The following is a 25,390-nucleotide window of genomic DNA, read 5'->3' on the forward strand; positions in this document are numbered from 1 at the left end:
CGACTTCGGCTTCGAGCAGGGCCACTGTTTGCGCAGTTCCCCGCGCCCCTTTTTGGGCGTTGGTCTGCGGGCCTGGCAGAGAGCGACTGATGGCTTCGAGCAGGGCCACTGCTTGCGCAGTTCCCCGCGCCCCTTTTTGGGCGTTGGACGGCAGGCCTGGCGGAGAGTGACTGGCGGCTTCTAGCCGGGCCGCCGACGGGGTCAGCGGAGTCTGTGGCTGGTCGCGCAGTTCCCCGCGCCCCTTTTTGGGCGGGGGGCTGGTCGGTCAGCTGGGGGTGCGGCGGAGGCGGAGGCGTTCTTTTTCCGAGAGGCCGCCCCAGACGCCGAAGCGCTCGTCGTGGCTGAGGGCGTATTCGAGGCAGGCCGTGCGCATGTCGCACATGGCGCAGATCCGCTTGGCCTCGCGGACCGAGCTGCCGGGCTCGGGGAAGAAGAAGTCCGCCCCGGTCTGCGCGCACAAGGCCTGGGCCTGCCAGGCGGGACCGGCCGGGGAGAGCGTGTCGGTGTGCATGGACGAGATCATGCCGCGCGGCGCAAAACGTTCGATCAACGCTTCATCAACGCGACGAGCCCGGGCCCCGGTCGCGCGTTGATGATGCCCCTGTCCGGGCCCGTGCGCACGGCGGCGCGCGGTTGTCGGTGGGCGGTGCAAGACTCGGCAGTGGAGGCGACCGGCCCCTGCCGAGGAGGCGATGATGCTCACCACCCGTTTCGTGCACGGCGCTCCGAACTGGCTGGATGTCGGCACTCCCGACATCGACGCGGCCGCGGCCTTCTACGGCGGCCTGTTCGGCTGGCGGTTCGTGTCGGCCGGGCCGGAGGCCGGCGGGTACGGGTTCTTCCAGCTCGACGGCAAGACCGTCGCCGGGGGCATGCAGACCACGGCGGAGCAGGGACCGCCGTCCTGGACCGTCTACTTCCAGAGCCCGGACGCCGACGCCACGGCCGAGGCCGCCCAGCAGGCCCACGGCGCGGTGCTGCTGCGGCCGATGGACGTGATGGACCAGGGCCGGATGGCGCTGCTCACGGACCGGGCGGGCGTGCCGTTCGGCATCTGGCAGCCGGGGCGGAACAAGGGCGTGGACCTGGTGCAGGCGCCAGGCTCCCTGTTCTGGCTGGAGCTCTACACCCCGGACATCGCCGCGGCCGCCGGTTTCTACCACCGGGTGCTGGGCTGGGAGACCGCCTCCGTCACGTACCCGGGCGGCATCTACACCTGCTTCAACCCGGCGGGCCAGAGCGAGGACACCATGTTCGCCGGCCTGGTCCCGCTGGACGAGGACCAGGCGGAGGCCAGCTCCGACCCTTACTGGCTGGCGTACATCGAGGTGACGGACACCGACGCGGTGGTCGCCCGCGCCCAGGAGCTGGGCGGGACCGTGCGGATGCCTGCGACCGATCTCCCGGAGATCGGCCGGATCGCCAAGCTCGCCGACCCGTACGGCGCCCGCTTCGCGGTCATCAGGAGCGTGCCGCCCGCCTGAAGGCCACGGGGCCCCTACGCGCTCGCCCTGCGTACCAGCGTCGTCGGCAGCACGGTCCCGGCCGCGGGGTGCTCGTCCCCGGCGAGGCGGCCCAGCAGCAGCCGGGCCATCCGGCGGCCCATCTCCTCTATGGGCTGCCGTACGGTCGTCAGAGGCGGGTCGGTCTGTTCGGCGACCGGCTGCATGTCGTCGAAGCCGACCACGGCGACGTCCCCGGGCACCCGCCGCCCCCGCTCGCGCAGCACGCGCAGGGCGCCCGCGGCGGACAGGTCGTTGGCGGCGAAGACGGCGTCCAGGTCCGGGCGGCGGTCCAGCAGTTCCCGCATCGCCCGCTCCCCGCCCCCCGGCGTGAAGTCGCCCTGCGCGATCAGGCCCGGATCCGTCTCCCCCACCATGTCCCGGTAGCCGTCCAGACGGTCCGCCGCGGACGTCTGGTCCAGCGGGCCGGTGATGTGCGCGATCCGGGTGCGGCCGAGACCGGCCAGATGCCGTACGGCGTCCCGTGCGCCGCCCCGGTTGTCGCTGTCGACGTACACCGTCCCCGGGCCGACGCCCTGGGCGTCGCCCCACCCGGGACGTCCGCCGAACACCGCGGGCACCCCGGCGCCCCGGATGAGGCCGGGCAGCGGGTCGTCCAGATGCAGGGAGAACACCAGCGCGCCGTCGACGTGTCCGCCCGCGAGATAGCGCCCGACCCGGCCGTGGTCCTCGGGCCCCTCGGTGAGCAGCAGGACGAGCTGGTTGTCGTGTGCCGTCAACTCCTTGCTGATGCCGCGCAGTTGGAGCGCGAAGAAGGGGTCGGCGAAGACCCGGGTCTCGGGTTCGGCGATGACCACGGCGACGGCGTCGTGCCGCCGGGTCACCAGGCTGCGGGCGGCCTGGTTGGGGACGTAGCCCAGTTCCTCCACGGCCTGCCGTACCCGCTCGACCAGGGGTTCGCGCACCCCGTCGCCGCCGTTGACCACGCGGGAGACGGTGGCTCGTGACACCCCGGCCCGTTCGGCCACTGCCTCCAGGGTGGGGCGCGGCACGCTCTCGGTCACGGTCCAACTCCTCATCTGCGGCTCGCGGATCAGGATAGCCAGCCGTCAGGAGTCTTCGGGCTTCGCCTTCCTGGCCCGGCTGGGCTGCACCCGCTTCGGCTCGCCCGGCATCTTCGGGTACTCCGGCGGGTAGGGCAGGTCGCCCAGGTCGTGATCGCGCTCGTCCTTGGCGGCCAGGTCCAGCAGTGCCTCCAGGGAGAAGGCGTGCTCGTCCATGTCGGCGTGCACATCACCGACTTCGGCGAAGCGCGCGGGCATGGTCCTCAGGTCGAAGTCGGCGGGACGGGCCTGGCCGACCTCCTCCCAGCGCAGCGGCGCGGAGACAGGGGCGTGCGGGCGGGGCCGTACGGAATAGGCGGAGGCGATGGTGCGGTCGCGTGCGGTCTGGTTGTAGTCGACGAAAATGCGCTCGCCGCGCTCCTCCTTCCACCACTTGATGGTGACCCGCTCCGGCATCCGGCGCTCCAGTTCGCGGCCCACCGCGATGGCGGCGCGCCGGACCTGGGTGAAGGTCCAGCGCGGTTCGATCGGCACGAAGACATGCAGTCCGCGTCCGCCGGAGGTCTTGGGCCAGCCGCGCAGGCCGCCGAACTCCTCCAGGACGGCCCGCAGTTCGTGGGCGGCGCGGACGGCGTCGTCGAAGTCGGTGCCGGGCTGCGGGTCGAGGTCGATGCGCAGTTCGTCGGGCCGGTCGACGTCGGCGCGGCGGACCGGCCAGGGGTGGAAGGTGAGGGTGCCGTACTGGGCGGCCCACAGCACGGCGGCCTCCTCGGTGGGGCACATCTCGTCCGCGCTGCGTCCGCTGGGGAAGGTGATGTGCGCGGTGGGGATCCAGTCGGGCATGTTCTTCGGGGCCCGCTTCTGGAAGAAGAACTCGCCGCTCACGCCGTCGGGGTAGCGCTCCAGGGTGGTGGGCCGGTCGCGCAGGGCGCGCAGGATGCCGGGGGCGACCGCCTGGTAGTAGCGGGCGAGGTCCAGCTTGGTGTAGCCGCGCTCCGGGAAGAAGACCTTGTCCGGGTTGGACAGCCGCACGGTCCGGCCGGCCAGTTCCAGTTCCACCGCTTCGCCCATGCGGCCACCGTAGGCGTAGCCCGCGGACATCGCACACCGGGCGGACAGCGGCGGCCGCGCGCAGAATCGGACCATGGACCTGCCGGTGATGCCGCCCGTGAAGCCGATGCTCGCCAAGTCGGTGGCGAGGATCCCGCCCGGGATGCACTACGAGGCGAAGTGGGACGGCTTCCGGGCGATCGTGTTCCGCGACGGCGCCGAGATCGAGCTGGGCAGCCGCACGGGCAAGCCGCTGACCAGGTACTTTCCCGAGCTGGTGGCGGCGTTGCGGGAGCGGGTGCCGCAGCGGTGCGTACTGGACGGGGAGATCGTGATCGCCCGTGAGGGGCGGCTGGACTTCGACGCGCTGACCGAGCGGATCCATCCGGCCGACTCCCGGGTACGCACGCTGGCCGAGCGCACCCCGGCCTCGTTCGTCGCCTTCGACCTGCTGGCGCTCGCCGACGAGTCGCTGCTCGACGTGCCCCTGACCGACCGGCGGGCCCTGCTCACCAGGGCGCTCGCGGACGTGACCCCTCCCGTGCACCTGGCACCGGCGACGACCGATGTGGAGGTCGCGCAGACCTGGTTCGAGCAGTACGAGGGCGCGGGACTGGACGGGGTCATCGCCAAGCCGCCGGCGGGCCGCTACCTCCAGGACGAGCGGGCCATGTTCAAGATCAAGCACGAGCGCACGGCGGATGTGGTGGTGGCCGGCTACCGCCTCCACAAGAGCGGTCCGATCGTCGGCTCGCTGCTGCTCGGGCTCCACGACGACCGGGGCGTGCTCCAGCACGTCGGCGTGTCGGCGGCCTTCCCGATGAAGAGGCGCGCCGAGCTGGTGGAGGAGCTGGAGCCGCTGCGCATGGACGACGCCACGGGGCATCCGTGGGCCGCCTGGTCGCAGGAGGCCGCCCACGAGACGGCCCGGCTGCCGGGAGCGCCGAGCCGCTGGTCGGGCAAGAAGGACCTGTCCTGGGTGCCGCTGCGCCCGGAGCGGGTGGCGGAGGTCGCCTATGACCACATGGAGAACGGGGCGCGCTTCAGGCACACCGCCCGCTTCCGCCGCTGGCGCCCCGACCGTACGCCGGAGAGCTGCACCTACGCCCAGCTGGATGAGCCGGTGCGCTACGACCTCGCGGAGATCCTCGGCGAGAGGTCCTGAGTCAGGGCGTCATCAGCACCTTCACCGCGCCGTCGCGCTTGTGCTGGAACATCTCGTACGCCAGTGGCGCGTCGCTCAGCGGCAGCCGGTGGGTGGCGAAGTCGTCCACGCCCAGGGGGTCCTCGTCGGTGAGGTAGGGCAGGATCTCGTCGCTCCAGCGGCGTACGTTCGCCTGGCCCATGCGGATCTGGAGCTGCTTGTCGAACAGGGTGAGCATCGGCAGCGGGTCGGCCATGCCGCCGTAGACACCGACGAGGGACAGCGTGCCGCCGCGCCGGACCAGGTCGATCGCCGTGTAGAGGGCGGCGAGCCGGTCCACGCTGAAGCGTTCGGCGAAGGGGGCGCCGAGCTTCCTGGGCAGCAGGCCGGCGGCCTGCTGGGCGAGCCGGGCGGCGGCGCTGCCGTGCGCCTCGGTGCCGACGGCGTCGATGACGGCGTCCGGGCCGCGCCCGTCGGTCTCGTCCCGGATGGCGGCGACCAGTTCCTTCTCGTCGGCGTGGTCCCGCAGGTCGTACGTCTCGACGCCGCGTGCCCTGGCCCGGTCCAGCCGCTCGGTGACCAGGTCGACCCCGAACACCCGGCCGGCGCCGCGGACCTGGGCGACCCGGCAGGCCATGTCACCGATGGGTCCGAGGCCGAGGACGGCGATGCTGCCGCCCTGCGGGACGTCCGCGTAGGCGACGGCCTGCCAGGCGGTGGGCAGCACGTCGGAGAGGTAGACGAACCGGTCGTCGGGCGGCCCCTCGGGCACCTTGATGGGCCCGAACTGGGCCTGCGGCACCCGCAGATACTCGGCCTGGCCGCCGGGCACCGCACCGTAGAGCCGGGTGTAGCCGAACAGCGCGGCTCCCATGCCCTCGCCGGTGACCTGGGTGGTCTCGCACTGGGTGGGCAGCTCGTTCAGACACATCCAGCAGCCGCCGCAGGCGATCTGGAAGGGCACGACCACCCGGTCCCCCGCGCTGAGGTCCGGCACGCCCGCGCCGACCTCCTCGACGATGCCCATGGGCTCATGCCCGAGGATGTCGCCCGGTGTCATGAACGCCGTCAGCACCTCGTACAGATGCAGGTCGGAGCCGCACAGCCCGGTCGAGGTGATCCGCACGACCGCGTCCGTGGGCTCCTCGATCCGCGGGTCGGGCACCTCCTCCACCCGGACATCCCTGCGGCCCTGCCAGGTCACAGCCTTCATCGCCCGCTCCTCTCGGTTCGTCGTGGGCAGGCCCTCGCCCGGGTACCCGGGGGGTCACCGGTGAACCGGGCATGGGCCGATCGGCCGATTCCGGGTGGCCAATGGGGGATCCGGGGCCCGCCGTCCCGTCCTGACGGGTATGGCCAGCAATGACCCGATAAGCGGACAATCGATGACACAGGACGGGACGGGTGGCCACGGTGGGCATGGAACACAGGGCGCGCACGCGGCGCGGCGGTACGGCTCTGGCGCTGCTGGCCGCCGTGATGACGGCCTCCCTGGCCGCGGGCTGCACCTCCGGGGGCGGCACCCCCGACGACGGACGGCCCCCGGCCGATGAATCGGCATCGCCCTCGACACCGTCGACGACCACGGCGGCCACCGGCTCCGTACTCGCCGTGAAGATCGACAACGCCCGGCGGGCCCGCCCGCACACCGGGCTGAACAGCGCGGACATCGTCTACGTCGAGCAGGTCGAGGGCGGCCTGAGTCGGCTGATGGCGGTGTACGCGAGCGCGCTGCCGAAGGACATCGGCCCGGTGCGCAGCGCCCGCGAGACGGACCTGGAGCTGCTGCGCCAGTTCGACGAGCCGACGCTCGCCTACTCGGGGGCGCAGCGCAAGCTGATGCCGCTGATCGACGAGGCTCCGCTGCGGGCCGAGCCGCCGGGGCAGACCTCCGGCGCGTACTACCGGGGCCCGGGACGGCGGGCCCCGCACAATCTCTATCTGCGCCCCGCGAGCCTGATGCCCACGACGCCCGGCGTCTCCGCCCTGACCACCGGCTTCAGCTACGGCGCCGCGCCCTCGGGCGGCCGGGCGGCCACCTCCGAGACCGTCACCTACCCGCTGGCCCGCTTCACCTTCACCTGGTCCCCGAGCCGCGGCGGCTATCTGGTCGCCATGGACGGCACGAGCGCCACCACGACCGAGGCCGGACCGCTGGCGCCCGCGACGGTCGTCGTGCAGTACGTGACGGTGCGCAAGTCCGCCTTCCACGACGTCCTCGGCAACAACACGCCCTTCACCGAGACGGTCGGCGAGGGGCGGGCGACGGTGCTGCGCGACGGCAAGGCGTTCGAGGCCACCTGGTCCCGTCCGACGGCCGAGGACGGCACCCTGTTCAGGTCGGGCGACGGCGAGCAGATCGACTTCGCCCCGGGTCAGGTGTGGGTGGTGTTCGCCAAGGCCTGAGGCCACGCCCCCGCCGGGGCAGCACGCCCCGGGGGATCACGCCCCGGGGCCCGACGCCCGGTGAGGGCCGGTCAGCCCGGTCCCGGAAGCGTCTGCAGTGCCGCGCGCGCCTGGCTCACCAGACCGTCCGCGCCACAGGAACGGGCCAGGGACAGACCGCGGTTGAGCTCGGTCACCGAGCGGACCGCGATGCCGTACTCGATGCGCGCGGCCGCGTGCTCGTACTGGCAGGGTGAGGCCTCCAGGTAGGTGACGGCCTGCGCGGCGAGCCGTGCCCTGGCCGGGCCGCTCTCCAGGGCGGCGGCGCAGCGCAGGGCCTCACCGATGGCGGAGTCGGTGCCGAACCGCTCGGCCTGACGGCGGGCGTCGGCGGCCAGCTGGGCGGCGCGTGCCGGGTCCTCGGTGGCGAGAGCGCCGGCGAGGTCGACGGTCCAGGGCGCGAGGACGGGGTTGTGCCCGCCTCGCGCGGCGGCCGCCTTCTCGGCCTCGCCCAGTTCGTTGACGCCCTCCTTCGTACGGCCCACCGCGAGCAGCAGCCGGCCGCGCACGGAGCGGGTGTCCGGCAGCACGATCGTGGACGGGTAGGGCGGCGCGAAGCCGTACTGCTCGGCGAGCGACCAGGCCTTGTCGACATGGCCGCGGGCCAGCAGGGTGTCGACGAGTCCGCAGGTGGCCGACCAGTACAGGGGCAGGCCGCGGCCGACGCGTTCGGCCACACGCAGGGACTCGCGCAACACCTTCTCGGCGTCCCGCAGTTGGCCCCGGCGGCGGTAGGCCAGACCCAGGAAGGCGTTGGCCAGGGCGAGATGGCCGCCGCTCCAGCCGGCCGACGTGTACGCGCGCAGGGCTCCGGAGAACAGGCTCTCGGCGCGGTCGAGCCGGTCGGAGTAGGCGTAGGAACTGCCGAGCATCATCAGCAGTTCGATGCCCCACTCGGTGTCTGTCCAGCCGAGGCCGGGTGCGAGGCGGCCGTTGACCAGGGCTCGGTCGCACAGTTCGACGACCTCCTCGGCGTTCTCGCCGTGGGTCATGGCGTCGAAGGCGCGCAGGATGAGCAGGGCGCGCTCGGAGTTGTCCCGGCCGGTGCAGGTGGCGGCGAGCCGGGCGAGCCGCTCGGAGCGTCCGGGGGAGGTGGCCTCGCCCGCGTGGATGCCCTCCCACATGTACTGCACGGCCTGGAGCCGCAGTCGGGCGGGCCCGTCCTCCTGCCGGGCGGCCTCCGCCTCGACGGTACGGACGGCCTGTTCGAGCTGGTCGTTGTGGAGCAGGGCCTGGGAGAGGCGGTAGACGGCGTCCACGCGTTCGGCGCCGTCCAGGCCGGGCATGGCGAGCGCGCTCTGGAGATGGCCGATGGTGGTCGCGGGCGCGGTGAGCAGGGTGGCACAGCCGAGTTCGAAGAGCAGGCGGGCGTACACCTCCTTGCGGGGCGGCTCGGCCAGCGCGCGTTCCAGACAGCGGCGGGCGGCGTCCGGGGCGCCGACGGCGAGGTGTTCGGCGGCGGCCTCGCGCAACTGCTCGACGAGATCGGCGTCGTCGTCCGGGTGGACCCGCAGCAGATGGCGGGAGGCCGCGGCGGCGCCGAGCCCGGAGTCGGTGACGACCTGGGCGGCGATGCCGTGCATCGCGGTGCACAGGGCGTCGGGGATGGAGTTGTAGACGGCGGAGGCGATCAGCGGGTGGACGAACTCCAGTTCCCCGGACTCGGGTTGGGCGGTCGCGGGGTCGGGCTCGGTCAGGATGCGGGCGCTGCACAGGAGTTCGGCGCAGCGCGCGGCGTCGTCGTTCGCCATGGTGGCCAGGCGGGCGACGAGGTCGACGGAGATGCCGGCGCCGAGGATGGCCGCCGCCCAGGCGAACCGGGTCGCCTCGATGCCCAGTCCCTCCAGACGGTCCACGAGGCCGCCGCCGCGTGCCGTGCGGTTCAGGGCGCGCAGTTCACCCGCCGAGGCGTCGGTCGGGTCCAGTTCGCTGTCCTGGACCTTGGCGAGCAGTTCGACGGTCTCGTAGGGGTTGCCGCCGGTGACGGCCCAGACCTCGCGGCAGAACGGGGCGTCGGCGTGGGCGCCGAGAGTGACCCGGGTGAGGCCGGCCGCGGCGTCCGGGGTGAGGGCGCTGAGGTTGGTGACCGGTCCGCACGCGGCGGCGACGGCGTCGAGGTGGCGGGCGCTGTCCCCGGTCACGTCGCCGGGCCTGCGGGCGACGATCACCAGGACGGACAGGTCGTCGAGGCGCTCGGCGAACGCGGCGAGCCAGCGCAGGGTCTCCTGGTCGGCCCAGTGGGCGTCGTCGATCAGCAGGACGAGCGGCCAGTCCCGCCGGGCCAGTCGGCGCACGGCGGCGACGAGTCCGTCGCACACGCCCTGCGGGTCGGCCTGACGCTCGGTCGGCTCCGCTATGCCGAGGGCGGGACCGGCGATGTCGTACCAGTCGCCGAGGTAGTCGCGGGCCTCCTCCGGCAGCAGGGAGACCAGGGCGGGCTGGAGGAGCTGGCGTACGACGTTGAAGGGGACGGACCTCAGGGTCTCGCCGCCGCGCGCCGACCAGACCGTGCAGGCGCGTTCCTCGGCGATGCGTCGGGCCTCCTGGAGCAGGGCGGTCTTGCCGAGCCCCGCCTCGCCGCGGAACACCAGCAGCCTGCCCGCCGACGACCGGTCGGAGCACAGGGTGCCGACCGCCTCCGTGATGGCGGCGACCTCCGCGTCGCGCTCCCACAGGGAAGCCGAGGCGGCCGCAGTGGGCCGTACCTCCGTCATCCCGCTACCTCCCCAAGTCGCCCGGACGACGTACAGAGCTTGAGCGTAGCCGTCCGGCGGCACTGGCGGAGGCGGGTCCGGTCAGCTCTTGCCACGACGGATGACGGGGAGGGCGGACGGGCCACGCGTGGGGCGGGCGAAGCGACGCGAAGGGATGTCAGCGGGGGCCGGTGGGAGGGAAGTTGTCACCGTTTCGCAGGTGAAGCACCGTTTGTGCACCGGTATCGACCGGTTCTCGGCGGTGAACGGGGCCCTCTCATCGGGATCTCACGGTCGCCTCATACGGTGGGGGTATGACGCAGGTGACTCCCCCCGGGTGGTACCCCGACCCCGGGCAGAAAAGTGACGCTCCCGCCGCCGAGCGCTGGTGGGACGGCGGGGCCTGGACGGACCAGACCCGCCCCGCGGGACCGGCCGCGCCCTGGGGGCCGCCGGTGCCGACGGCGGGCGGGGCGTACCCGGGCCCGGCGGGCTACCAGGGAGCTCCGGCCCAGCCCGGTCATCCGGGGCAGCCGGGCCATCCGGGGACCCCGGGCGCGGGCTACCCGGGCTATCCGGGCTATCCCGGTCACCCGGGCTATCCGGGATACCCCGGCGCGGCGCCCGTCCCGAGGCGGCGCGGGCTGCGGACCGGGATCGCGGTCGGTGTCGCCGCGGCGGTGCTGGCGAGCATCGGCGTCGGTGTGTACGCGCTGACCAAGGACGACGGCGAGAGCCCGTCGCGGGCCGACTCCCAGCAGGGGCCGGACGGCCGTCCCGGCCCCGACGGCGGCGGCTCCGACGGGCCGGACGGGCGGTTGCCCTCGCCCGAGGCGCCCAGTTCCCCCGAGGACGAGGACCCGGAGCGCGGCCTGCCCGAGGTGCCGGGCGGCGGCACCCTCCAGGACCCGGTGAACGGGATCAGCATGCCGGTGCCGCAGGGCTGGTCCGGGCGGACGAACCGGGCCGGGGCCGCGATGGGCTCGGACGACACCTACGACTGCCCCGGCGCGCCGTCCCAGCTGTGCACCAAGGGCGGGGCCTACTCGGCTCCGGCGCGGACCCTCGGCGCCACCGGGACCACCCCGGAGGCGATCGCGAAGAACGACATCGCGAGGAACGCCGCGGAGTCCTACGGGACCAGCTACGGCAAGATCACCTCGCACCAGGAGCTGGCCTCGAAGGCGGTCACCGTGGCCGGCCAGAAGGGCTATCTGGTGCGCTGGAAGGCGGTCACGAGCAAGGGCGCGGACGGCTACGTCCAGTCGCTGGTCTTTCCCTCGCCCGCCGACCCCGAGAACCAGATGATCATCGTCCGCTTCGGCCTGGACACCGACCAGGAGCTGTCGATCATCGACGACATCACCGAGGGCATCAAGGAATCCTCGGGCGGCGGCGGCAACGGGCAGAACGTCTGACCGCGGGCGGGCCGGGGTCGTACCCGGCCGCCCGGGACGTACGACGGCCGGGAGGGGTGCCCCTCCGCTCAGGAGGCACCCCACCCGGCCGGGGGTGGGCGCCGCCCCCCGTCCCCACGGTGCGGCGCGGCCGGGCCACCGTCCGGTCATCCCACGGACGGCGCCCGGGTCTTCAGGTGAGGCCGAGCACGGGCAGTACCGCGGCCTCCACGAACCGGACCAGGTAGTCCGAGTCGGCGTACTCCCCCTCGATGACCGGGCGGGCCCGCAGCACGCCGTACATCTGCGCCGGGATGTACTCCAGCGCGGGATGGTCGGCGCGGACCTCTCCCCGCTCGACGCCGCGTCGCAGGATCTCCCGCAGCGCGTCGATCTCCGGGTCGACCAGCGCCTCGCGCAGCGCCCGCTGGAGCTCGCGGTCCTGCATGACCGCGTGGCCCAGGGCCTGGAGCAGCCCCTGGTCCTTGTCCGAGGAGTCGCCCGCGGCGTGCGCCGCCCGGCGCAGGTCCTCGGCGAGCGAGCCGGTGTCGATCCCGGCGAACCGCACCTCACGGCACGAGCGCAGGGCCGCCGCCACGAACTGCGGCTTGGTCTTCCACTGCCGGTACAGCGTGGACTTGCTGCACCGGGTGCTCGCGGCGACGCCCTCCATGGTGACGGAGTCGTAGCCGCACGCCCGGATCTGCTCCAGGACGGCGTCGAAGAACTCCTGCTCGCGCTCCCGCGTGAGCTTGGAGCGGCGCGAGGCGACCTGATCGGGCCGGTCCGCGGCCTGCGACGTCATCGGCACTTCCTCTCGCTCCAGCGGTCTTCCAGCGCTCGCCAGCAGTGTTGGCTCCAGTGTGACTCAAGCCCTGCGATACGCCAGTGTACCGGTACGCGGCCGTATCGGTACACTGCCGTATCGGTACAGTCCCGTATCGGTACGTCTAAGTATCGGTACGCGGACGTATCGCCGAGCGCGGGCCGGTCCCGCTGCTCATCCACACCACCGTCACCGAAGGGGCTGGGCATGAAGGCAGGCACCGAGCCCGACCGAGCGGAGCCCGACCGGGCGGCCCGGCCGCCGCTGCTGCGCGAGATCCTGCTCGTCGCGGGACTGTTCCTCGTGTACAAGCTCGGCCGGCAGCTCGCCACGGGCCATACCGGGGATGCCTTCCGCAACGCGCACCGCGTGTGGGACCTGGAGCGTGCCGTGCGGCTGCCGGGCGAGGGCGCGGTGCAGTCCGCGCTGCTGCACGGCGACACGCTCGTGCATCTGGCCAACGTGTACTACGCGACCGTGCACTTCCCGGCGACCGTCGCCTTCCTGGTCTGGCTCTATCTGCGCCGTCCCGCGCACTACGTCTGGGCCCGGCGGGTGCTCGCCGCGCTCACCGCGGCCGCCCTGGTGCTGCACCTGGCGTTCCCGCTCGCCCCGCCCCGGATGCTCGCCGCGACCGGCCTCGTCGACACGGCCCGGGTGTACGGGCCCTCGGTGTACGGCCCGCCGCAGACCGACACACTCTCCAACCAGTTCGCGGCGATGCCCTCGCTGCACTTCGGCTGGGCGCTGATGCTCGCGATCGGCCTGATCGTCGCGACCCGGTCGCGCTGGCGCCCGCTGTGGCTGCTGCATCCGCTGCTGACCCTGCTGGTCATAGTCGGCACCGCCAACCACTACTGGCTGGACGCGCTCGTCGCGACCGCCCTGCTGGGTCTCGCGCTCGCGCTGGTGCACGCGCCCCGGCGCACGGCCACCACCGCGGGCCGGGGCACCGCGGACCTCGCTCCCTCCGAGGACGGCGTGCTCGTCGGGGCGGGCCGATGAGCACCGCGTTCGGCCTCGCCCTCGTCCTGTCGCTGTTCTCCGCCGTCGCCTACGCCGCCGCGGCCGTGGCCCAGGAGCGGCTCGCCTCCCGGTCCCCGGGCACCGGAGTGCTGCGGCTGATGGGCAGCGTGAGCTGGTGGTGGGCGGTACTGCTGAACGCCTCCGCCGCCCTGCTGCACGTGGTGGCCCTCAAGTACGGGCCGCTCACCGTGGTGCAGCCGCTGGGCGCGCTCACCCTGGTCGCGGCGGTGCCGCTGGGGGCCCGGGTCGCGGGCCGCCGGGTGAGCGCCGCCGAGTGGCGGGGCACGGCCTTCACGCTGGCCGGTCTCGCCGCGCTGCTGGCCACGGCGTCGGGGCCCGCGCCGGACGACGTGCTGAGCCCGGTGGAGGCACTGGCCGTCGCGGGGACGACGGCGGCGCTGATCGGACTGCTGTCCCGGCCGGGCGCCCGGCCCGGCCTGCGGCACGCGACCGCGTCCGGCCTCGCCTCCGGCGTCGCCTCGGCGCTCACCCAGACCGTGACGGTGGCCGCCACCGACCGCTCGGGCCCGCTGCTCAGCCTTCAGGTGATCGGGGTCGCGCTCCTCGTCGCCGCGTTCGCGGCCGGTGGCCTGCTGCTGTCGCAGACCGCCTACAAGGGCGGCCTCGGCGCGCCGCTCGCCATGGTCACCCTCGCCAACCCGGTGGCGGCCGCGCTCATCGGCCTCTCCCTGCTGGGCGAACGCCTCCAGGGCGGGCCGACGGGTCTGCTCATGGCCCTGATCGGGGCGGGGCTCGCGGCATGGGGCGTGGTGCTGCTGTCGCAGGGGGCGCCGGACGGTGCGGGAGGCAGGTCCTCGGTGGCCGAGCGTGAGGGGGTCGTCGCGGCGCAGGCGCCCGGCGCGCTCTGCGCGGGAACGGCTGTGGGTCACGGGCTCGCCGTCGCGGGTGCGGCGAGAGCCGAGGGGACGGGGCCGGCCGCCGGGGGTGCGGGAGGGCTCGGGGGCACTCCAGCGCCCGGGGGTGCTCCGGCGCCCACAGGAGCGTCGGCGCCCAGGGGCGCTTCGGAGCCCAGGGGCGCTTCGGAGCTCGGGGGCGCTCCGGCGCTCGGGCGCGCTTCCGCGCCGGGGGCCGTACCGCTTCCGCGCGCCCGGTCCTGGCGGAGCCGCAGGCGGCACGCGCTGCCCGCGCGCGAGAAGGAGTCGGCGGACGCCGGGCTCGTGGCCTGAGACGGGCCAGGTGCCCCGGTCCCCCGCGAGGGGCCGGGGCACCTCCGTCGGCGGCGCGCGTCAGTCCGTCACGATCGCCGGGTCGCTGACGCCTGCGCGGCCGTTCTCGACATGCCCGACGAAGCGGCGCAGGAACGCCGTGTCGGTGGCGGAGGTGACCGTCAGGTCGTACCAGCGGCGCCCGGCCGCGAGGTCCAGGACGACCTTCACGGTGCCGCCCGCGCGCACCTTGACGGTGCGCGGCCGGCCGCCGTAGCCGTCGGCCACCTTCAACGTGGCGGTGCCCGCACCCTTGTTGGTGAAGGTCAGCTCGATGTCGTCGCCGACGTGCCGCGCGGTCACCTCGGGCCCGGCCGCGTCGCCGGAACCGCGGAAGACGCGCAGGAAACCGTTGGGGCCGTGCACCGTCAGGTCGTACGAGCCGCCCGAGTACACCGTGCCGGCAGGGCGGCGGCCCGCTCGATACTGCTCGACAGAGCGGTGAAGGCCGTGGCGGCACCCGCGAGTTGGAGGAATCGCCGCCGGTTGACTTCGGGCATGAGTGAGGGACCTCTCGTGCTGAAGGGAGTTGAACCGGCCGGGCCGTGACGGAATGCGCGCGAATGGAGTGTTCCAAGAGCACCAGACGTCAGGGAAGGGTGCGTTGGCGTCCGCGTGAAAGTCGTCGGTACGTGAGAGGCGCGGACGGCCGGGTCGCGTCAGCGGCGATACGGCGGTGCCGGGTGGGCGGGTCGATGCGCGAGGGCCCGTCCGCCGAGCGGGCGGCACGGTGAACGCCGCCGCCCCGCGCGCGGCTGCGGGAGACGCGTGCGGGGAGGGGCTGCGAGGAGCTGACCCGGCGCCGTCGGTGACCTGAACGCCGACGGTGCCCGGTCAGTCCTCGGGGGCGGGGACCACCGTGAGGTGGCCCGCCGTGCGGCGGACCCGCGGCGCGTTGCCGCGGGTGCCGACGGGGCGCCGGCCGCGCAGGACCAGGGTCAGCCGGGTGCAGTCCAGGTCCCGCAGGGTCCTGGGGGTCTCGTCGACGATCCGGCAGTCGGTGGCGCCCCAGCGGGGGTCGGGGTGCAGCAGCGGCCGTACGGCCCCGTCATGTTCGAGGGCCGCGTCGCCCATCGCGCGCATCCAGTGCGGCAGACCCTGGCGGTAGGCGGCCTCCATGAAGGGGTCCTGGGAGATGTCCCGGCGCACCGCCTGGAGGGCGGGGTCGTGGCCGTGCCGCTCCAGGGCCGCGGCGAACTGGGCCAGCATCGGCAGGGACCACCGGGACTCGTGCTCGCCGAGGACGGAGCCCGCGTCGGGGTGGAAGAGGACGAACCGCAGGAAGTTGTCCGACGGCATGGCGGTCGGATGCGGCCCCACGCCACGGAAAAGTGACTGGAACGCACCGTTCGCGAGCAACACGTCCCAGCGGTGGTCCACGATGAACGAAGGGAAGGGGACGGCCTCCACGAGCGCCGCGTAGTCCTCCAGATACTCCTGGGCCTGAGGACGGACGGGGGCGGACCGCGGTGCCGGCCGCTGCCCACCTGCCTGGTATGCCATCGGGAGGTCACCCCTCTTGCCTATGCGGCCTTCTCGCGGCGCACCGATCCTGCTGCTCCGAAGGTAGGCATGTCAACTATCGTGGCATTCCGCGACTGTTGACGGCTGAAATTGGCCACAGTTGTGGCGAGACCTGGATGTGAGTTCGAAGCACCGGCTACGCTCCGGGAAGTTCACGGAGACCACTTGTGAGTTGGCTGTGCGAGACGTAGGAGACACGTCGGTGGCGGATGGCTACGAGGTTCCGGACGGCACGGCGTCGGCTGTCCTGCCGGCCGTCGTCGTCCGCGTCACCGCGCTGGCCGACCGGCTCGGCGTGCCGCACTCGGAGGTGTTCGACACGGGACGGCTGTCCGTGGCCTCCGGTGTCCCCGAGCCCGTCGTGAAGGACCTGCTCCGGGGCCGCCCGGCGGGCGAACCGGACGTGCAGGCGCGCTTCCTGCAGCGCCTGGACCTGGTGCGCCGCACCCGGCTGAAGCCCAACGGACGCAGGTACACCCAGCAGGAGATCGCCGACGGCGCGGGCATGTCCCGGCAGCAGGCCGGTGCGCTCATCAACGGCGACCGGCGGCCCACCATGGAGCACTGCGACGCCATCCAGCGGTTCTTCCGGGTGCACGCGGGCTTTCTGACCGCCGAGGACGGCGAGGCCCTCGCCGGTGCCCTCCAGCGCACCGAGCAGGACCTGCTGCAGAAGCTCGCCGACCGCGAGCGGCGGGCGATGGCCGTCACTTCGGAGGACCCGCTGGAGCGGCTGCTCCAGGATCACGGGGTGCGCGGGATCGCCTGGCGGGCCGCGCAACTGCCCACGGACCAGCATCGCGACAAGGTCGCCGAGTGGCTGGACATGCTCCTGGAGAGCGTCAAACGGCCCGAGTCGTGAGCCGGGGGAGGACTGTGGGCAACGCCCGGGAAATGCGCCGTCTGTGCGGTGATCTGGTCGCGGAGGTGCGGCTTGCCGCACCCGCGGCACCCGTCGAGCTGTACACCGCGCTGTGCGACGGCATGAGCCGGCGGCGGGGCCGCCCGGTGAAGCTGCGCATGGCCCCGTTCCCGCCCGGCACGGCCAGCGGTCTGTGGATCGACATGGCCGAGCAGGACCTGGTGATCATCGAGGAGCGGACCGCCCCCGCTCATCAACTGGTCATCCTCGGGCACGAGTTGTGGCACATGCAGGCCGAGCACGGCGCGCATCACGTGGCGGGCGCCGCGGTGGCCGCCCGGCTGCTGGACGACGCCGCGGACCTCCAGGCCACCGTCCTGAGGGTGGCCGCACGCAGCCGCTTCGAGCTCGGCGACGAGCGGGAGGCCGAGGAGTTCGGCATGCTCCTGGCGAGCAAGTGCCGCACCTGGCTCGCCGATTCGTCGGGCCGGGCCCCGCTGCGGCGCGACCGGCTGGCCGGCCGGATCGAGACGTCCCTGGGGTATCTGGGCCCGCAGGGCTGAGCACCCGGGGGCGCCCGTCGGGCCTCGCTTCCCGGGCCGCTCCGCGCCGAGGGACCGCGAGCCCGGGGTGTGGCTTCGCGTCCGCTGAGCGGGCGAACCGGCGTGCGCTCCCACCGCAATGTCAGTGGCTCCGTGCAAGCTGGAGGGTGCGTCACCGCGCGGCGGGGGCGTACGTGCCGTCAGGGCGCGTGACCGACGACCAGCCGACACGGGGAGAGCCGATCGATGCCCACGACCGTCCTGACCGACCAGGAACGCACGGCCGTCCAGGCGTATCTGCGCCTGCTGCACACGGTCCAGGCCGCCTTCGACGCCGCCGAGGGGCCACCGGGCACGGACCGACCACCCGTCGTACCGCCGTCCGTCCTGGCCGAGGCCGAGCGGGCGCTCGCCGCCGCGGGCCTGAGAGGCAACGAGGAGGAGTTCTTCCGGCTGCTGCAGAGCTGCCGCCCGCGCGGGTGACGTCCGGGGCGCGCGGGTGACGTCCGGGCCGGCCGACTCCCACGGCCCTTGGCATCCCCCCGGCCGCCGGAGCCCCCAGGCGTCAGAGCCCCTCGGGCGTCTCCCGCGGCAGGATCGCGCGCGGGATGCCCGGGGGCTGGTCGCGGCGCCGCCACTCGCGCGGGTATCCCACCGAGACCTCCTCGAAGGGGACACCGTCCAGCACGGTGCTGCGGGGGATGTGCAGATGGCCGTAGACCATGGCGGCCACCTTGAAGCGGCGGTGCCAGTCCGCGGTCAGAGAGGTGCCGCACCACATGGCGAACTCGGGGTACCACAGCACGTCCATGGGATGCCGGTCCAGCGGGTAGTGGTTGATCAGCACCAGCGGCAGGTCGCCCGCCTCCTCGGCGAGCCTGCGTCCGGTCAGCTCCACACGGGCCCGGCACCAGTCCTCGCGGGTGGGATAGGGGTCGGGGTGCAGCAGGTCCTCGTCGTTGCAGACGATCCCGGTCCCGCGGGCGTAGGCCAGGCCCTCTTCCTTCGTCGCGCAGCCGCTCGGCAGGAAGGAGTAGTCGTACAACAGGAACAACGGCGCCACCCGCACCGGACCGCCCGGACCCTCCCACACCGGGTAGGGGTCCTCGGGCGTGACCACGCCCAGCTCCCGGCAGAGGGCGACCAGATACTCGTAGCGGGCGACACCGCGCAGGGTCACGGTGTCCTTGGGGTGGGTCCACAGCTCGTGGTTGCCGGGCACCCAGACGACCTTGCGGAAGCGCTCCGTGAGCAGTTCCAGCGCCCAGCGGACGTCACGGACGGTCTCGGCCACGTCCCCGGCGACGATGAGCCAGTCGTCCGCGTGCTCCGGATACAGCTTCTCGACCAGTGCCCGGTTCTCCGGATACCCGATGTGCAGGTCGCTGATGGCCAGCAGCCGCCCGCTCCCGCCGGCCCTCGACGCCACCCCGTTCGCCCTTCCTCGTCCGTCCACGGTCCGTGACCACGACAACACATTCCGCGCCTCGCCGACAAGGCGATCTCGGGTCACCTCGACACCCTGCCCCGGACCGGTGAATCCGTAACACCGGCGTTGCACGCGGGGGGCCTCGAAAGCCGTATGATCCCCCCAACACCACCGCCCCGAAACTCCCTTCACCAGGGCGGGTGTCCCTTTCCTCCCCCCTGCCCGGGCACGGGCCGCTCCGTCCTGCCCGCGAACCGTGAAAGGCGGCCTGCATGGCCTCTCGCGTACGCGTCTGGCTCAACCGCACGTACGCGGAGAACGTGTTCTTCATGGATCAGCTGCGAAGAAATCCCAGCGATCGGGCCGTCGAGATCCATGCCACGCACGGCGATCCGGACTCCCCCGTGCTGGCCGCCGCCGACACCGCCGAGCTGGAGCCGGAGGGCCTGTCCCCGGCCGCGTACGTCGAGTTCGCGCTCGACCAGTGCGCCCGGCGCGGCATCGACGTGTTCGTCCCCCGGCTGCACCAGTCGGCGATCGCGGCGCACCGGGCGGACTTCGAGGCGGCCGGCACGGCGCTGCTGGCGCCGACGCCGGAGGCGGTCGCCGTCTTCGAGGACAAGATCGTCGCCTATGAGGCCGTCCAGGCGATCGGCGTGCCCGTGCCGCCGTGGTGGCGCGTACGGTCGGCCGACGAACTCCTCGCCGCTGTCGACGAGTTGGAGTCCACCGGGCACAAGGCGTGCTTCAAGCCGGCCTCCGGCGCGGGCGGCGTCGGCTTCCGCGTGATCACGCGCGCGCCCTTCTCGCTGGCGCACCTCAACGGCTTCCCGAGCCCGTACGTCCATCTCGACCTGGTCGTCGAAGCGCTGCGCGTCGCCGAGGAGCCGGTGGACTGGCTGGTGATGCCGCGGCTGGAGCAGCCCGAGGTGTCCGTGGACTGCCTCACCGGCACGGACAACCGGGTGCGGCTGGCCGTCGGCCGGACCAAGAACGGGCGGCGGCGCGGGTTCACGCTGCACGAGCAGTGGCTGGAGCCGGCCCGCAGGATCGCCGAGGGGTTCGGGCTGCACCATCTCTCCAACATCCAGTTCCGCATGCTCGGGGACGTCCCGGTCCTGATGGACGTCAACTCGCGGCCGGCCGGCGGACTGCACCAGCTGTCCCTGTGCGGCATCAACGTGCCTTGGCTCGCTGTCCAGTTGGCGCTCGGGGAGGACCCGGGCGAGGTGGCTCCGCCGTTCCTCGGGCAGGACTACACGGTGGTGTCGGGGCCGCGGCCGCTGCGTCCGGTGTCCCTGCCGCAGCAGCGGGTCGAGGAGACCGAGGTGCTGCTGCCGGCGGTCCCCTCGCAGCCCGTCGAGGCCGTGGAGAGCGCGGCCCAGGTTCTGCCGCTCTGATCCGCCCACCCCCACGACCCCGGGGCGCACCCCCGAACACACCCGAACACCCCATCGGTATGGACCAATCCTGCAAGGGCTCTTGACAGCTCGATTGGTCCATACCAACTTTGTCTGCGCACCATCCCGCACCTCTGTGCACTCCCGAACACCCCACATTCCCCAGGGAGATCGCGTGCGCACCACACTTCTGAATCGCTCCAGACGCAGAATTCTCGCGCTGTTCGGCGCCGTCGGCCTCGCGGTCGGCGGGGCCGTCGCCCTTCCCGGCACCGCTCATGCGGCGAACATCCTGTCCAACGCCGGTTTCGAGACGGGCTCCCTGTCGCCCTGGACCTGCACCGGCGACCTCGGCTCCGTCGTGACCTCCCCCGTGCACGGCGGATCGCGCGCGCTCCAGGGCGCCGCAAGCGCGAGCGACAACGCCAAGTGCGGGCAGACCGTCTCAGTCCAGCCGAACACGACGTACACGCTCAGCTCCTGGGTGCGTGGCTCCTATGTGTACCTCGGCGTGGACGGCGGGGCCTCGACCTGGACCAACTCACCCACTGCCTACAGCCAGTTGAGCCTGTCCTTCACCACCGGCGCCACGCAGACCAGCGCCCGGGTGTATGTGCACGGCTGGTACGGGCAGGGGACTTACCAGGCCGACGACATCAGCCTCGACGGGCCCGGCGGGGGCGGCGGCGACACCCAGGCGCCCACCGTGCCCGGCAGTCTGCGCTCCACCGCCAAGTCCTCGTCCAGCGTGTCGCTGGCCTGGAACGCCTCCACCGACAACGTCGGCGTCACGGCGTACGACGTGTTCAGCGGCTCCAACCAGGTGCTGAGCGTGTCCGGGACGAGCGCCACGGTCTCCGGGCTCGCGGCGAGCACCTCGTACACCTTCACCGTGCGGGCCCGGGACGCGGCCGGGAACAGCTCGGCGGCCTCCAACACCGTCACTGTCACCACGGATGCGGGCGGCGGCGGAGGCACCGGCTTCAAGCAGGCCGCGCCCTATCTGTACCTCGGCTGGGGCGACCCGCCGAGCGCGACCTCGGTGATGAGCGCGACCGGCATCAAGTGGTACACGATGGCGTTCATCCTCTCGTCCGGCGGCTGCAACCCGGCCTGGGACGGCAGCCGACCGCTGACCGGCGGCAACGACCAGACGGTCATCAACTCCATCCGTTCCGCGGGCGGTGACATCGTCCCCTCGATCGGCGGCTGGAGCGGCAACAAACTCGGCCCGAACTGCTCCACGGCCGAGGCGCTGGCCGGCGCGTACCAGCGAGTGATCGACGCCTACGGTCTGAAGGCCATCGACGTCGACATCGAGAACACGGACGAGTTCGAGAACCCGACCGTGCAGGACCGCGTCCTGAACGCGCTGAAGATCGTCAAGGCCGACAACCCGGGCCTGCGCACGATCCTCACCTTCGGTACCTCGACGACCGGCCCGACCTACTGGGGCAACCGGCTCATCGACCAGGCCAAGGCCCTGAACGCCGGCATCGACGTCTTCACGATCATGCCGTTCGACTTCGGGGGCGGCGCCGACATGTACGGCAACACCGTGAACGCGACCGAGGGGCTGAAGAACAAGCTGAAGTCCGCCTTCGGCTGGGACGACGCCACGGCGTACGCGCACATCGGCATCTCCGGCATGAACGGACTGTCCGACCAGCAGGAGCTCACCTCCACCGCGATCTGGACCCAGATCCGCGACTGGGCGAACTCCCGTCACATCGCCCGGCTCGCCTACTGGGCGGTCAACCGTGACCGGCCGTGCCCCGGCGGCGGTGTGACCAGCAACTGCTCCGGCATCAGCCAGAGCAACTGGCAGTTCACCTCGATCACGGCCGGCTTCACCGGCTGAGCCGACCGCCGCGTCGAGCGGCACCCGACCGGGGGCGTCCCTGCGGGGGCGCCCCCGGCGCATGAACCCACTACCCCGCCGCACCCGCCCTCCGCACTCCCCTCCCCACTCCCCCGCCGCGCGTCCCCTCCCCGTTCCCCTGCCGCGCGTCCCCTTCACCGGTCCATCGGCCTTCCGTGGCACCGGATATCCCTCGCACCGGCGAGGCGGCACCGCTGACCGGCCCGGATACTGGAACTGCCCTTCCCCGAGGAGCCGCCCATGTCCGCCCGGTCCTGGATCGAGGCCGCCGTCGCCCGGTTGCGCACGGCCAACCCGTACGCCGTCGACGGCGCGCTCGCCGCGCTGGTGCTGTTCGCCGCCTCGTTGCAGTGGATCTTCCCCGACGAGGGCGACGACCGGCTGACCTGGCAGGGCTTCCTGCTCGGCACGGCGACGGCGGTGCCGCTGGTGTGGCGGCGCAGGGCGCCCTTCGTGACGGCGTGGGCGGTGTCGCTGGCCACGGTCGCCATGGCCGTGTACCACGCCCCGCCGCCGACCGTGATCTACGGCGGGCTCGTCGTGCTGTACACGGTCGCCACCGTGTGCCCGCCGATCGAGCGGCGGCTGATGCTGCTGGGCTGGCTGTTCGGCGTGTTCTTCACGGTCTTCCTCAAGGAGCACGCCCAGCCGTTCGAGTACGCCTTCCACCTGCTGAGCGTGGTGTGCGCCTACGCGCTCGGCATGCTGGCCCGGGTGCAGCGCGCCTACACGGCGGCCCTGGAGGACCGGGCCCGGCGGCTGGAGCGGGAGCGCGCGGCGGACACCGAGCGTGCGCGGGCGCAGGAGCGTTCCCGGATCGCCCGGGACATGCACGACATCCTCGCCCACGCGGTCAGCCTGATGGTGGTGCAGGCCGAGGCGGGTCCGGTGGTGGTGCGCACCGACCCGGCGCGCGCGGAGGCGGTGTTCGACACGATCGCGGCGACCGGGCGGGACGCGATGACACAGCTGCGGCGCATCCTCGGCGTGCTGAAGGAGGAGCAGCCCCTGACCGGCGGGGAGCGGGTGCCGCAGCCCGGGGTGGCCGCGCTGCCGGCGCTGGCCCACCAGGTGGCGGAGTCGGCGGGGCTGCGGGTGGAACTGCGCACGGACGGCGAGCCCCGGCCCCTGCACCGCGACACGGAGGTCGCGGCCTACCGGGTGGTGCAGGAGGCCCTCACGAACACGGTCAAGCACGCGTACGCTTCTTCAGCGGTGATCGAACTCGACTGGACGGAGCACGCCTTGACCCTCAGCGTGACCGACGACGGCCGGGGTCCGGCCGGCACCCCCGGCGGGCACGGGCTGATCGGCATCCGGGAGCGGGCCGCGGCCTGCGGAGGCGACGCCGCGGCCGGGCGCGGGCCGGACGGCGGCTTCCGGGTCCTGGTACGCCTTCCGGTGGCGGCCGACCGGGCGGCCCTCGGGTGAGCGTCCGGGTGGTCGTCGCGGACGACCAGGAACTGGTCCGGATCGGCTTCAGCATGATCCTCCAGGCGCAGCCGGACATCGAGGTGGTGGCCGAGGCGGGCGACGGGGCCGAGGCGGTTGAGGCCGTGCGGCGGCACACGCCGGACGTGCTGCTGCTGGACATCCGGATGCCCGTCATGGACGGTCTGGAGGCGGCCCGGCGGGTGTGTGCCGAGTCGGACTGCAAGGTGGTCATGCTGACCACGTTCGACCTCGACGAGTATGTGTACGACGCGCTGTGCGCGGGGGCCAGCGGCTTCCTGCTGAAGGACGTGCGCCGCGACGACCTGGTGCACGCGGTGCGGGTGGTCGCGGCCGGGGACTCGCTGCTCGCGCCGACGGTCACCCGCAGGCTGGTCGCCGACATCGTGCGCCGCCGCAGGGCGGAGGCCGCCTCGGAGGTCACCCCCATACGTCTGGACGTGCTCACCGCCCGCGAGGTGGAGACGCTGCGGTTGCTGGCCCGCGGACTGACCAACGCGGAGATCGCGACGACGATGTTCGTCAGCGAGCACACCGTGAAGACGCACGTCAGCAACGTGCTGTCGAAGCTGGGGCTGCGCGACCGGGTGCAGGCGGTGATCTCCGCCTACGAGACGGGTCTGGTGACGCCGGGCGGCGGCGAACACAATGACCCTTCATGATCGAGATCGGGTTTCTACGCCCTGAGGACCGCGGCGAGTGGGAGCGACTCGCGCGCGGCTACAAGGAGTTCTACGCCACCGAGACCACCGACGAGGAGTACGAGGCGACCTGGCGCCGCCTGCTGGCGGGCACCGAGGTGTACGGCCTGGGCGCCCGGACCCCCGACGGACGCCTGGTCGGCATCACGCACTACCTCTTCCACGCCCACTGCTGGATGGCCGACAGCTGCTACCTCCAGGACCTGTTCGTGGCCGAGTCCGCCCGCGGGCAGGGCGTGGCCCGGGCCCTGATCGAGGCGGTGGCGGCCCGCGCCCGCGACCGGGGCGCGCCCCGGCTGTACTGGACCACCCAGGACCACAACAGCACCGCCCGGGCCCTCTACGACAAGGTCGCCGCCTTCAACGGCTTCCTGCGCTACGACTATCCGCTCGGCGACGCCTAGGGACTGTCCGGCGTCGCTCAGCGGGCGGGAAGCGTCGGACAGGCCCTACTCGCCCGGCTCGTCCAGCTCCTCGAACAGGGTCAGCTGGAGGCCGGCGGGGGCCTGGAGCCGGGAGTTCAGGGAGTTTCAGGGGTGCGGGTCGGCTCGGCGATCACCTCCGCGCCCGCGCCGGCCAGCCGCGCGGTGACGGCCCGGGAGTCGCCGACCTCGAAGGCGACCCGCACCTGCGCGGCCACACGGCGGCCCACCTCGACGTCGTCGATGAACGCCGCGTGGTTCGGGTCGGTGAGCTCCAGGGTGGCCCGGCCCGCCTCCAGGATGGTGACGTGACCGCCCGGCGAGGAGAACGCGGCGCGCTCGGGCAGGCCCAGGACGTCGCGGTAGAAGTGCAGGGCCGCCTCGTAGTCCTCGGCGGTGACGACCAGGCGCAGCTCGCGGACGGCGGGTTCGTCGGACATGACGCACACTCCTCAGTGATCACGGTTGCCGACCGGGTCAACTTCCCGCTCCCACCGCTTGATTCCCGCGCTCACCCGGTCGTACGACTGGTCCTTCCGCCCGAGGCGCCTCCCCCGCTCCTCGTAGCGCCCACCCGTCGTACGAGCGGCCCCGCCGGCCAAGGCCCCTCCGGGCCGGTCCTCCGGTCCGGAAGGCTCCTCACCTGGCCCTTACGCACGAGGGCTCCTCCCCGCGCAGGACCGCCGCCCCGCGGGCTCCCCCCGGCGGACGACCGCCGCCCCGCTCCCCCTCCCCCGTGTGGCCCATCCGCGCCCGCCTCTCCCCCGTACGGCCGACCCCCGCAAACCGCTCCCTCCGGCGATCCGGCGGAAGGGGGTCCGGCGGGACTCTGAGGGCGAAGC

At 73.1% G+C, this 25,390-nt stretch carries 23 protein-coding genes and 2 pseudogenes; 14 read left to right on the forward strand and 11 right to left on the reverse strand.

The features are described from left to right. Positions 1-265: 265 nt before the first annotated feature. Positions 266-511, reverse strand: coding sequence for a WhiB family transcriptional regulator (locus tag ABZZ79_RS26990; protein ID WP_356692897.1), 246 nt, complete (start codon positions 509-511; stop codon positions 266-268). A 184-nt stretch (positions 512-695) separates the two neighbouring features. Between ABZZ79_RS26990 and ABZZ79_RS26995 the strand changes: the two genes are divergently transcribed. Then, the gene (locus ABZZ79_RS26995) at positions 696-1,484 is read left to right on the forward strand and encodes a VOC family protein (protein WP_356692955.1); all 789 of its coding nucleotides are present in this window, start codon (positions 696-698) and stop codon (positions 1,482-1,484) included. A gap of 14 nt (positions 1,485-1,498) precedes the next feature. Here the strand turns inward: ABZZ79_RS26995 and ABZZ79_RS27000 are convergent, their stop codons facing one another. Both ABZZ79_RS27000 and ligD read right to left on the reverse strand, forming a co-directional pair. After that, a complete protein-coding gene (locus tag ABZZ79_RS27000) occupies positions 1,499-2,527 on the reverse strand; it encodes a LacI family DNA-binding transcriptional regulator (protein WP_356692899.1) in 1,029 nt (342 codons plus the stop codon). A gap of 45 nt (positions 2,528-2,572) precedes the next feature. Next, positions 2,573-3,598, reverse strand: a complete 1,026-nt coding sequence (gene ligD, locus ABZZ79_RS27005; RefSeq protein ID WP_356692901.1) for a non-homologous end-joining DNA ligase — start codon at positions 3,596-3,598, stop codon at positions 2,573-2,575. 73 nt (positions 3,599-3,671) lie between these two features. On the opposite strand from ligD, the gene ABZZ79_RS27010 reads away from it, so the two are divergent. Next, the gene (locus tag ABZZ79_RS27010; RefSeq protein ID WP_356692903.1) at positions 3,672-4,742 is read left to right on the forward strand and encodes an ATP-dependent DNA ligase; all 1,071 of its coding nucleotides are present in this window, start codon (positions 3,672-3,674) and stop codon (positions 4,740-4,742) included. Between the two features lies 1 nt (position 4,743). On the opposite strand, the gene ABZZ79_RS27015 is transcribed toward ABZZ79_RS27010, so the two are convergent. Continuing rightward, the gene (locus ABZZ79_RS27015) at positions 4,744-5,934 is read right to left on the reverse strand and encodes a zinc-dependent alcohol dehydrogenase (protein WP_356692905.1); all 1,191 of its coding nucleotides are present in this window, start codon (positions 5,932-5,934) and stop codon (positions 4,744-4,746) included. A gap of 206 nt (positions 5,935-6,140) precedes the next feature. Here ABZZ79_RS27015 and ABZZ79_RS27020 point away from each other — a divergent pair, with 206 nt between their 5' ends. Then, complete coding sequence (locus ABZZ79_RS27020) at positions 6,141-7,127, forward strand: DUF3048 domain-containing protein (protein WP_356692907.1); 987 nt, start codon at positions 6,141-6,143, stop codon at positions 7,125-7,127. Between the two features lie 71 nt (positions 7,128-7,198). On the opposite strand, the gene ABZZ79_RS27025 is transcribed toward ABZZ79_RS27020, so the two are convergent. Next, a complete protein-coding gene (locus ABZZ79_RS27025) occupies positions 7,199-9,880 on the reverse strand; it encodes an AAA family ATPase (protein ID WP_356692909.1) in 2,682 nt (893 codons plus the stop codon). A 293-nt stretch (positions 9,881-10,173) separates the two neighbouring features. Here ABZZ79_RS27025 and ABZZ79_RS27030 point away from each other — a divergent pair, with 293 nt between their 5' ends. Further along, complete coding sequence (locus tag ABZZ79_RS27030) at positions 10,174-11,277, forward strand: DUF2510 domain-containing protein (protein WP_356692911.1); 1,104 nt, start codon at positions 10,174-10,176, stop codon at positions 11,275-11,277. 172 nt (positions 11,278-11,449) lie between these two features. Here ABZZ79_RS27030 and ABZZ79_RS27035 read toward each other — a convergent pair whose 3' ends face one another. Then, positions 11,450-12,061: a TetR/AcrR family transcriptional regulator C-terminal ligand-binding domain-containing protein gene (locus ABZZ79_RS27035; RefSeq protein ID WP_356692913.1), complete on the reverse strand. Its 612-nt coding sequence runs from the start codon at positions 12,059-12,061 to the stop codon at positions 11,450-11,452. Positions 12,062-12,289: 228 nt separating this feature from the next. Here ABZZ79_RS27035 and ABZZ79_RS27040 point away from each other — a divergent pair, with 228 nt between their 5' ends. Together ABZZ79_RS27040 and ABZZ79_RS27045 are read left to right on the forward strand one after the other, a co-directional pair. Beyond that, on the forward strand, positions 12,290-13,087 hold the full coding sequence (locus ABZZ79_RS27040; protein ID WP_356692915.1) for a phosphatase PAP2 family protein: 798 nt from the start codon (positions 12,290-12,292) through the stop codon (positions 13,085-13,087). Continuing rightward, positions 13,084-14,295, forward strand: a complete 1,212-nt coding sequence (locus tag ABZZ79_RS27045; RefSeq protein ID WP_356692917.1) for a hypothetical protein — start codon at positions 13,084-13,086, stop codon at positions 14,293-14,295. Before ABZZ79_RS27040 ends, ABZZ79_RS27045 begins: the two co-directional genes overlap by 4 nt. A 60-nt stretch (positions 14,296-14,355) precedes the next feature. Here ABZZ79_RS27045 and ABZZ79_RS27050 read toward each other — a convergent pair. From ABZZ79_RS27050 to ABZZ79_RS27060, 3 genes and pseudogenes are all read right to left on the reverse strand, one after another. Then, positions 14,356-14,733 (reverse strand): annotated as a pseudogene (locus tag ABZZ79_RS27050) (phospholipase domain-containing protein); the annotation flags it as partial. Continuing rightward, positions 14,703-14,834 (reverse strand): twin-arginine translocation signal domain-containing protein, encoded by a 132-nt coding sequence (locus ABZZ79_RS27055; protein ID WP_356692959.1) that lies wholly within the window; start codon positions 14,832-14,834, stop codon positions 14,703-14,705. The gene ABZZ79_RS27055 and the pseudogene ABZZ79_RS27050, both read right to left, overlap by 31 nt. Before the next feature lie 334 nt (positions 14,835-15,168). After that, positions 15,169-15,837 carry a hypothetical protein gene (locus ABZZ79_RS27060; protein WP_356692919.1) on the reverse strand — a complete coding sequence of 223 codons (669 nt, stop codon included), beginning with the start codon at positions 15,835-15,837 and terminating at the stop codon, positions 15,169-15,171. Positions 15,838-16,060: 223 nt separating this feature from the next. Between ABZZ79_RS27060 and ABZZ79_RS27065 the strand changes: the two genes are divergently transcribed. The 3 genes from ABZZ79_RS27065 (at position 16,061) to ABZZ79_RS27075 (ending at position 17,745) form a co-directional block, all read left to right on the forward strand. Continuing rightward, positions 16,061-16,720: a helix-turn-helix transcriptional regulator gene (locus tag ABZZ79_RS27065; protein WP_356692921.1), complete on the forward strand. Its 660-nt coding sequence runs from the start codon at positions 16,061-16,063 to the stop codon at positions 16,718-16,720. A gap of 32 nt (positions 16,721-16,752) precedes the next feature. After that, positions 16,753-17,283 carry a toxin-antitoxin system, toxin component gene (locus ABZZ79_RS27070; RefSeq protein WP_356692957.1) on the forward strand — a complete coding sequence of 177 codons (531 nt, stop codon included), beginning with the start codon at positions 16,753-16,755 and terminating at the stop codon, positions 17,281-17,283. Positions 17,284-17,508: 225 nt separating this feature from the next. Continuing rightward, positions 17,509-17,745: a hypothetical protein gene (locus ABZZ79_RS27075; protein WP_356692923.1), complete on the forward strand. Its 237-nt coding sequence runs from the start codon at positions 17,509-17,511 to the stop codon at positions 17,743-17,745. Positions 17,746-17,827: 82 nt separating this feature from the next. On the opposite strand, the gene ABZZ79_RS27080 is transcribed toward ABZZ79_RS27075, so the two are convergent. After that, positions 17,828-18,691, reverse strand: coding sequence for a metallophosphoesterase (locus ABZZ79_RS27080; protein ID WP_356692925.1), 864 nt, complete (start codon positions 18,689-18,691; stop codon positions 17,828-17,830). Positions 18,692-18,963: 272 nt separating this feature from the next. Between ABZZ79_RS27080 and ABZZ79_RS27085 the strand changes: the two genes are divergently transcribed. The 5 genes from ABZZ79_RS27085 (at position 18,964) to ABZZ79_RS27105 (ending at position 24,530) form a co-directional block, all read left to right on the forward strand. Further along, positions 18,964-20,091 carry an ATP-grasp domain-containing protein gene (locus ABZZ79_RS27085; RefSeq protein ID WP_356692927.1) on the forward strand — a complete coding sequence of 376 codons (1,128 nt, stop codon included), beginning with the start codon at positions 18,964-18,966 and terminating at the stop codon, positions 20,089-20,091. A 175-nt stretch (positions 20,092-20,266) separates the two neighbouring features. Continuing rightward, the gene (locus ABZZ79_RS27090; RefSeq protein WP_356692929.1) at positions 20,267-21,952 is read left to right on the forward strand and encodes a carbohydrate binding domain-containing protein; all 1,686 of its coding nucleotides are present in this window, start codon (positions 20,267-20,269) and stop codon (positions 21,950-21,952) included. A 261-nt stretch (positions 21,953-22,213) separates the two neighbouring features. Beyond that, positions 22,214-23,404: a sensor histidine kinase gene (locus tag ABZZ79_RS27095; RefSeq protein WP_356692931.1), complete on the forward strand. Its 1,191-nt coding sequence runs from the start codon at positions 22,214-22,216 to the stop codon at positions 23,402-23,404. After that, positions 23,401-24,087, forward strand: coding sequence for a response regulator transcription factor (locus ABZZ79_RS27100; RefSeq protein WP_356692933.1), 687 nt, complete (start codon positions 23,401-23,403; stop codon positions 24,085-24,087). The genes ABZZ79_RS27095 and ABZZ79_RS27100 overlap by 4 nt, the downstream gene beginning before the upstream one ends. Further along, positions 24,084-24,530, forward strand: a complete 447-nt coding sequence (locus tag ABZZ79_RS27105) for a GNAT family N-acetyltransferase (RefSeq protein ID WP_356692935.1) — start codon at positions 24,084-24,086, stop codon at positions 24,528-24,530. The genes ABZZ79_RS27100 and ABZZ79_RS27105 overlap by 4 nt, the downstream gene beginning before the upstream one ends. A gap of 45 nt (positions 24,531-24,575) precedes the next feature. Here ABZZ79_RS27105 and ABZZ79_RS27110 read toward each other — a convergent pair. Then, positions 24,576-24,988 (reverse strand): annotated as a pseudogene (locus ABZZ79_RS27110) (VOC family protein). Between the last annotated feature and the right edge of the window lie 402 nt (positions 24,989-25,390).

Origin of the sequence: Streptomyces sp. NPDC006458 (genome assembly GCF_040612135.1) — a bacterium.
Taxonomy (GTDB): domain Bacteria; phylum Actinomycetota; class Actinomycetes; order Streptomycetales; family Streptomycetaceae; genus Streptomyces.

What these genes read in the sequence shown, in the direction of transcription:
- ABZZ79_RS27015 (WP_356692905.1), bottom strand. Translation starts at nt 5,934, where the DNA reads ATGAAGGCTGTGACCTGGCAGGGCCGCAGGGATGTCCGGGTGGAGGAG.
- ligD (WP_356692901.1), bottom strand. Translation starts at nt 3,598, where the DNA reads ATGGGCGAAGCGGTGGAACTGGAACTGGCCGGCCGGACCGTGCGGCTG.
- ABZZ79_RS27075 (WP_356692923.1), top strand. Translation starts at nt 17,509, where the DNA reads ATGCCCACGACCGTCCTGACCGACCAGGAACGCACGGCCGTCCAGGCG.
- ABZZ79_RS26995 (WP_356692955.1), top strand. Translation starts at nt 696, where the DNA reads ATGCTCACCACCCGTTTCGTGCACGGCGCTCCGAACTGGCTGGATGTC.
- ABZZ79_RS27105 (WP_356692935.1), top strand. Translation starts at nt 24,084, where the DNA reads ATGATCGAGATCGGGTTTCTACGCCCTGAGGACCGCGGCGAGTGGGAG.
- ABZZ79_RS26990 (WP_356692897.1), bottom strand. Translation starts at nt 511, where the DNA reads ATGCACACCGACACGCTCTCCCCGGCCGGTCCCGCCTGGCAGGCCCAG.
- ABZZ79_RS27025 (WP_356692909.1), bottom strand. Translation starts at nt 9,880, where the DNA reads ATGACGGAGGTACGGCCCACTGCGGCCGCCTCGGCTTCCCTGTGGGAG.
- ABZZ79_RS27035 (WP_356692913.1), bottom strand. Translation starts at nt 12,061, where the DNA reads ATGACGTCGCAGGCCGCGGACCGGCCCGATCAGGTCGCCTCGCGCCGC.
- ABZZ79_RS27010 (WP_356692903.1), top strand. Translation starts at nt 3,672, where the DNA reads ATGGACCTGCCGGTGATGCCGCCCGTGAAGCCGATGCTCGCCAAGTCG.
- ABZZ79_RS27020 (WP_356692907.1), top strand. Translation starts at nt 6,141, where the DNA reads ATGGAACACAGGGCGCGCACGCGGCGCGGCGGTACGGCTCTGGCGCTG.
- ABZZ79_RS27030 (WP_356692911.1), top strand. Translation starts at nt 10,174, where the DNA reads ATGACGCAGGTGACTCCCCCCGGGTGGTACCCCGACCCCGGGCAGAAA.
- ABZZ79_RS27060 (WP_356692919.1), bottom strand. Translation starts at nt 15,837, where the DNA reads ATGGCATACCAGGCAGGTGGGCAGCGGCCGGCACCGCGGTCCGCCCCC.
- ABZZ79_RS27055 (WP_356692959.1), bottom strand. Translation starts at nt 14,834, where the DNA reads ATGCCCGAAGTCAACCGGCGGCGATTCCTCCAACTCGCGGGTGCCGCC.
- ABZZ79_RS27045 (WP_356692917.1), top strand. Translation starts at nt 13,084, where the DNA reads ATGAGCACCGCGTTCGGCCTCGCCCTCGTCCTGTCGCTGTTCTCCGCC.
- ABZZ79_RS27040 (WP_356692915.1), top strand. Translation starts at nt 12,290, where the DNA reads ATGAAGGCAGGCACCGAGCCCGACCGAGCGGAGCCCGACCGGGCGGCC.
- ABZZ79_RS27095 (WP_356692931.1), top strand. Translation starts at nt 22,214, where the DNA reads ATGTCCGCCCGGTCCTGGATCGAGGCCGCCGTCGCCCGGTTGCGCACG.
- ABZZ79_RS27085 (WP_356692927.1), top strand. Translation starts at nt 18,964, where the DNA reads ATGGCCTCTCGCGTACGCGTCTGGCTCAACCGCACGTACGCGGAGAAC.
- ABZZ79_RS27070 (WP_356692957.1), top strand. Translation starts at nt 16,753, where the DNA reads ATGCGCCGTCTGTGCGGTGATCTGGTCGCGGAGGTGCGGCTTGCCGCA.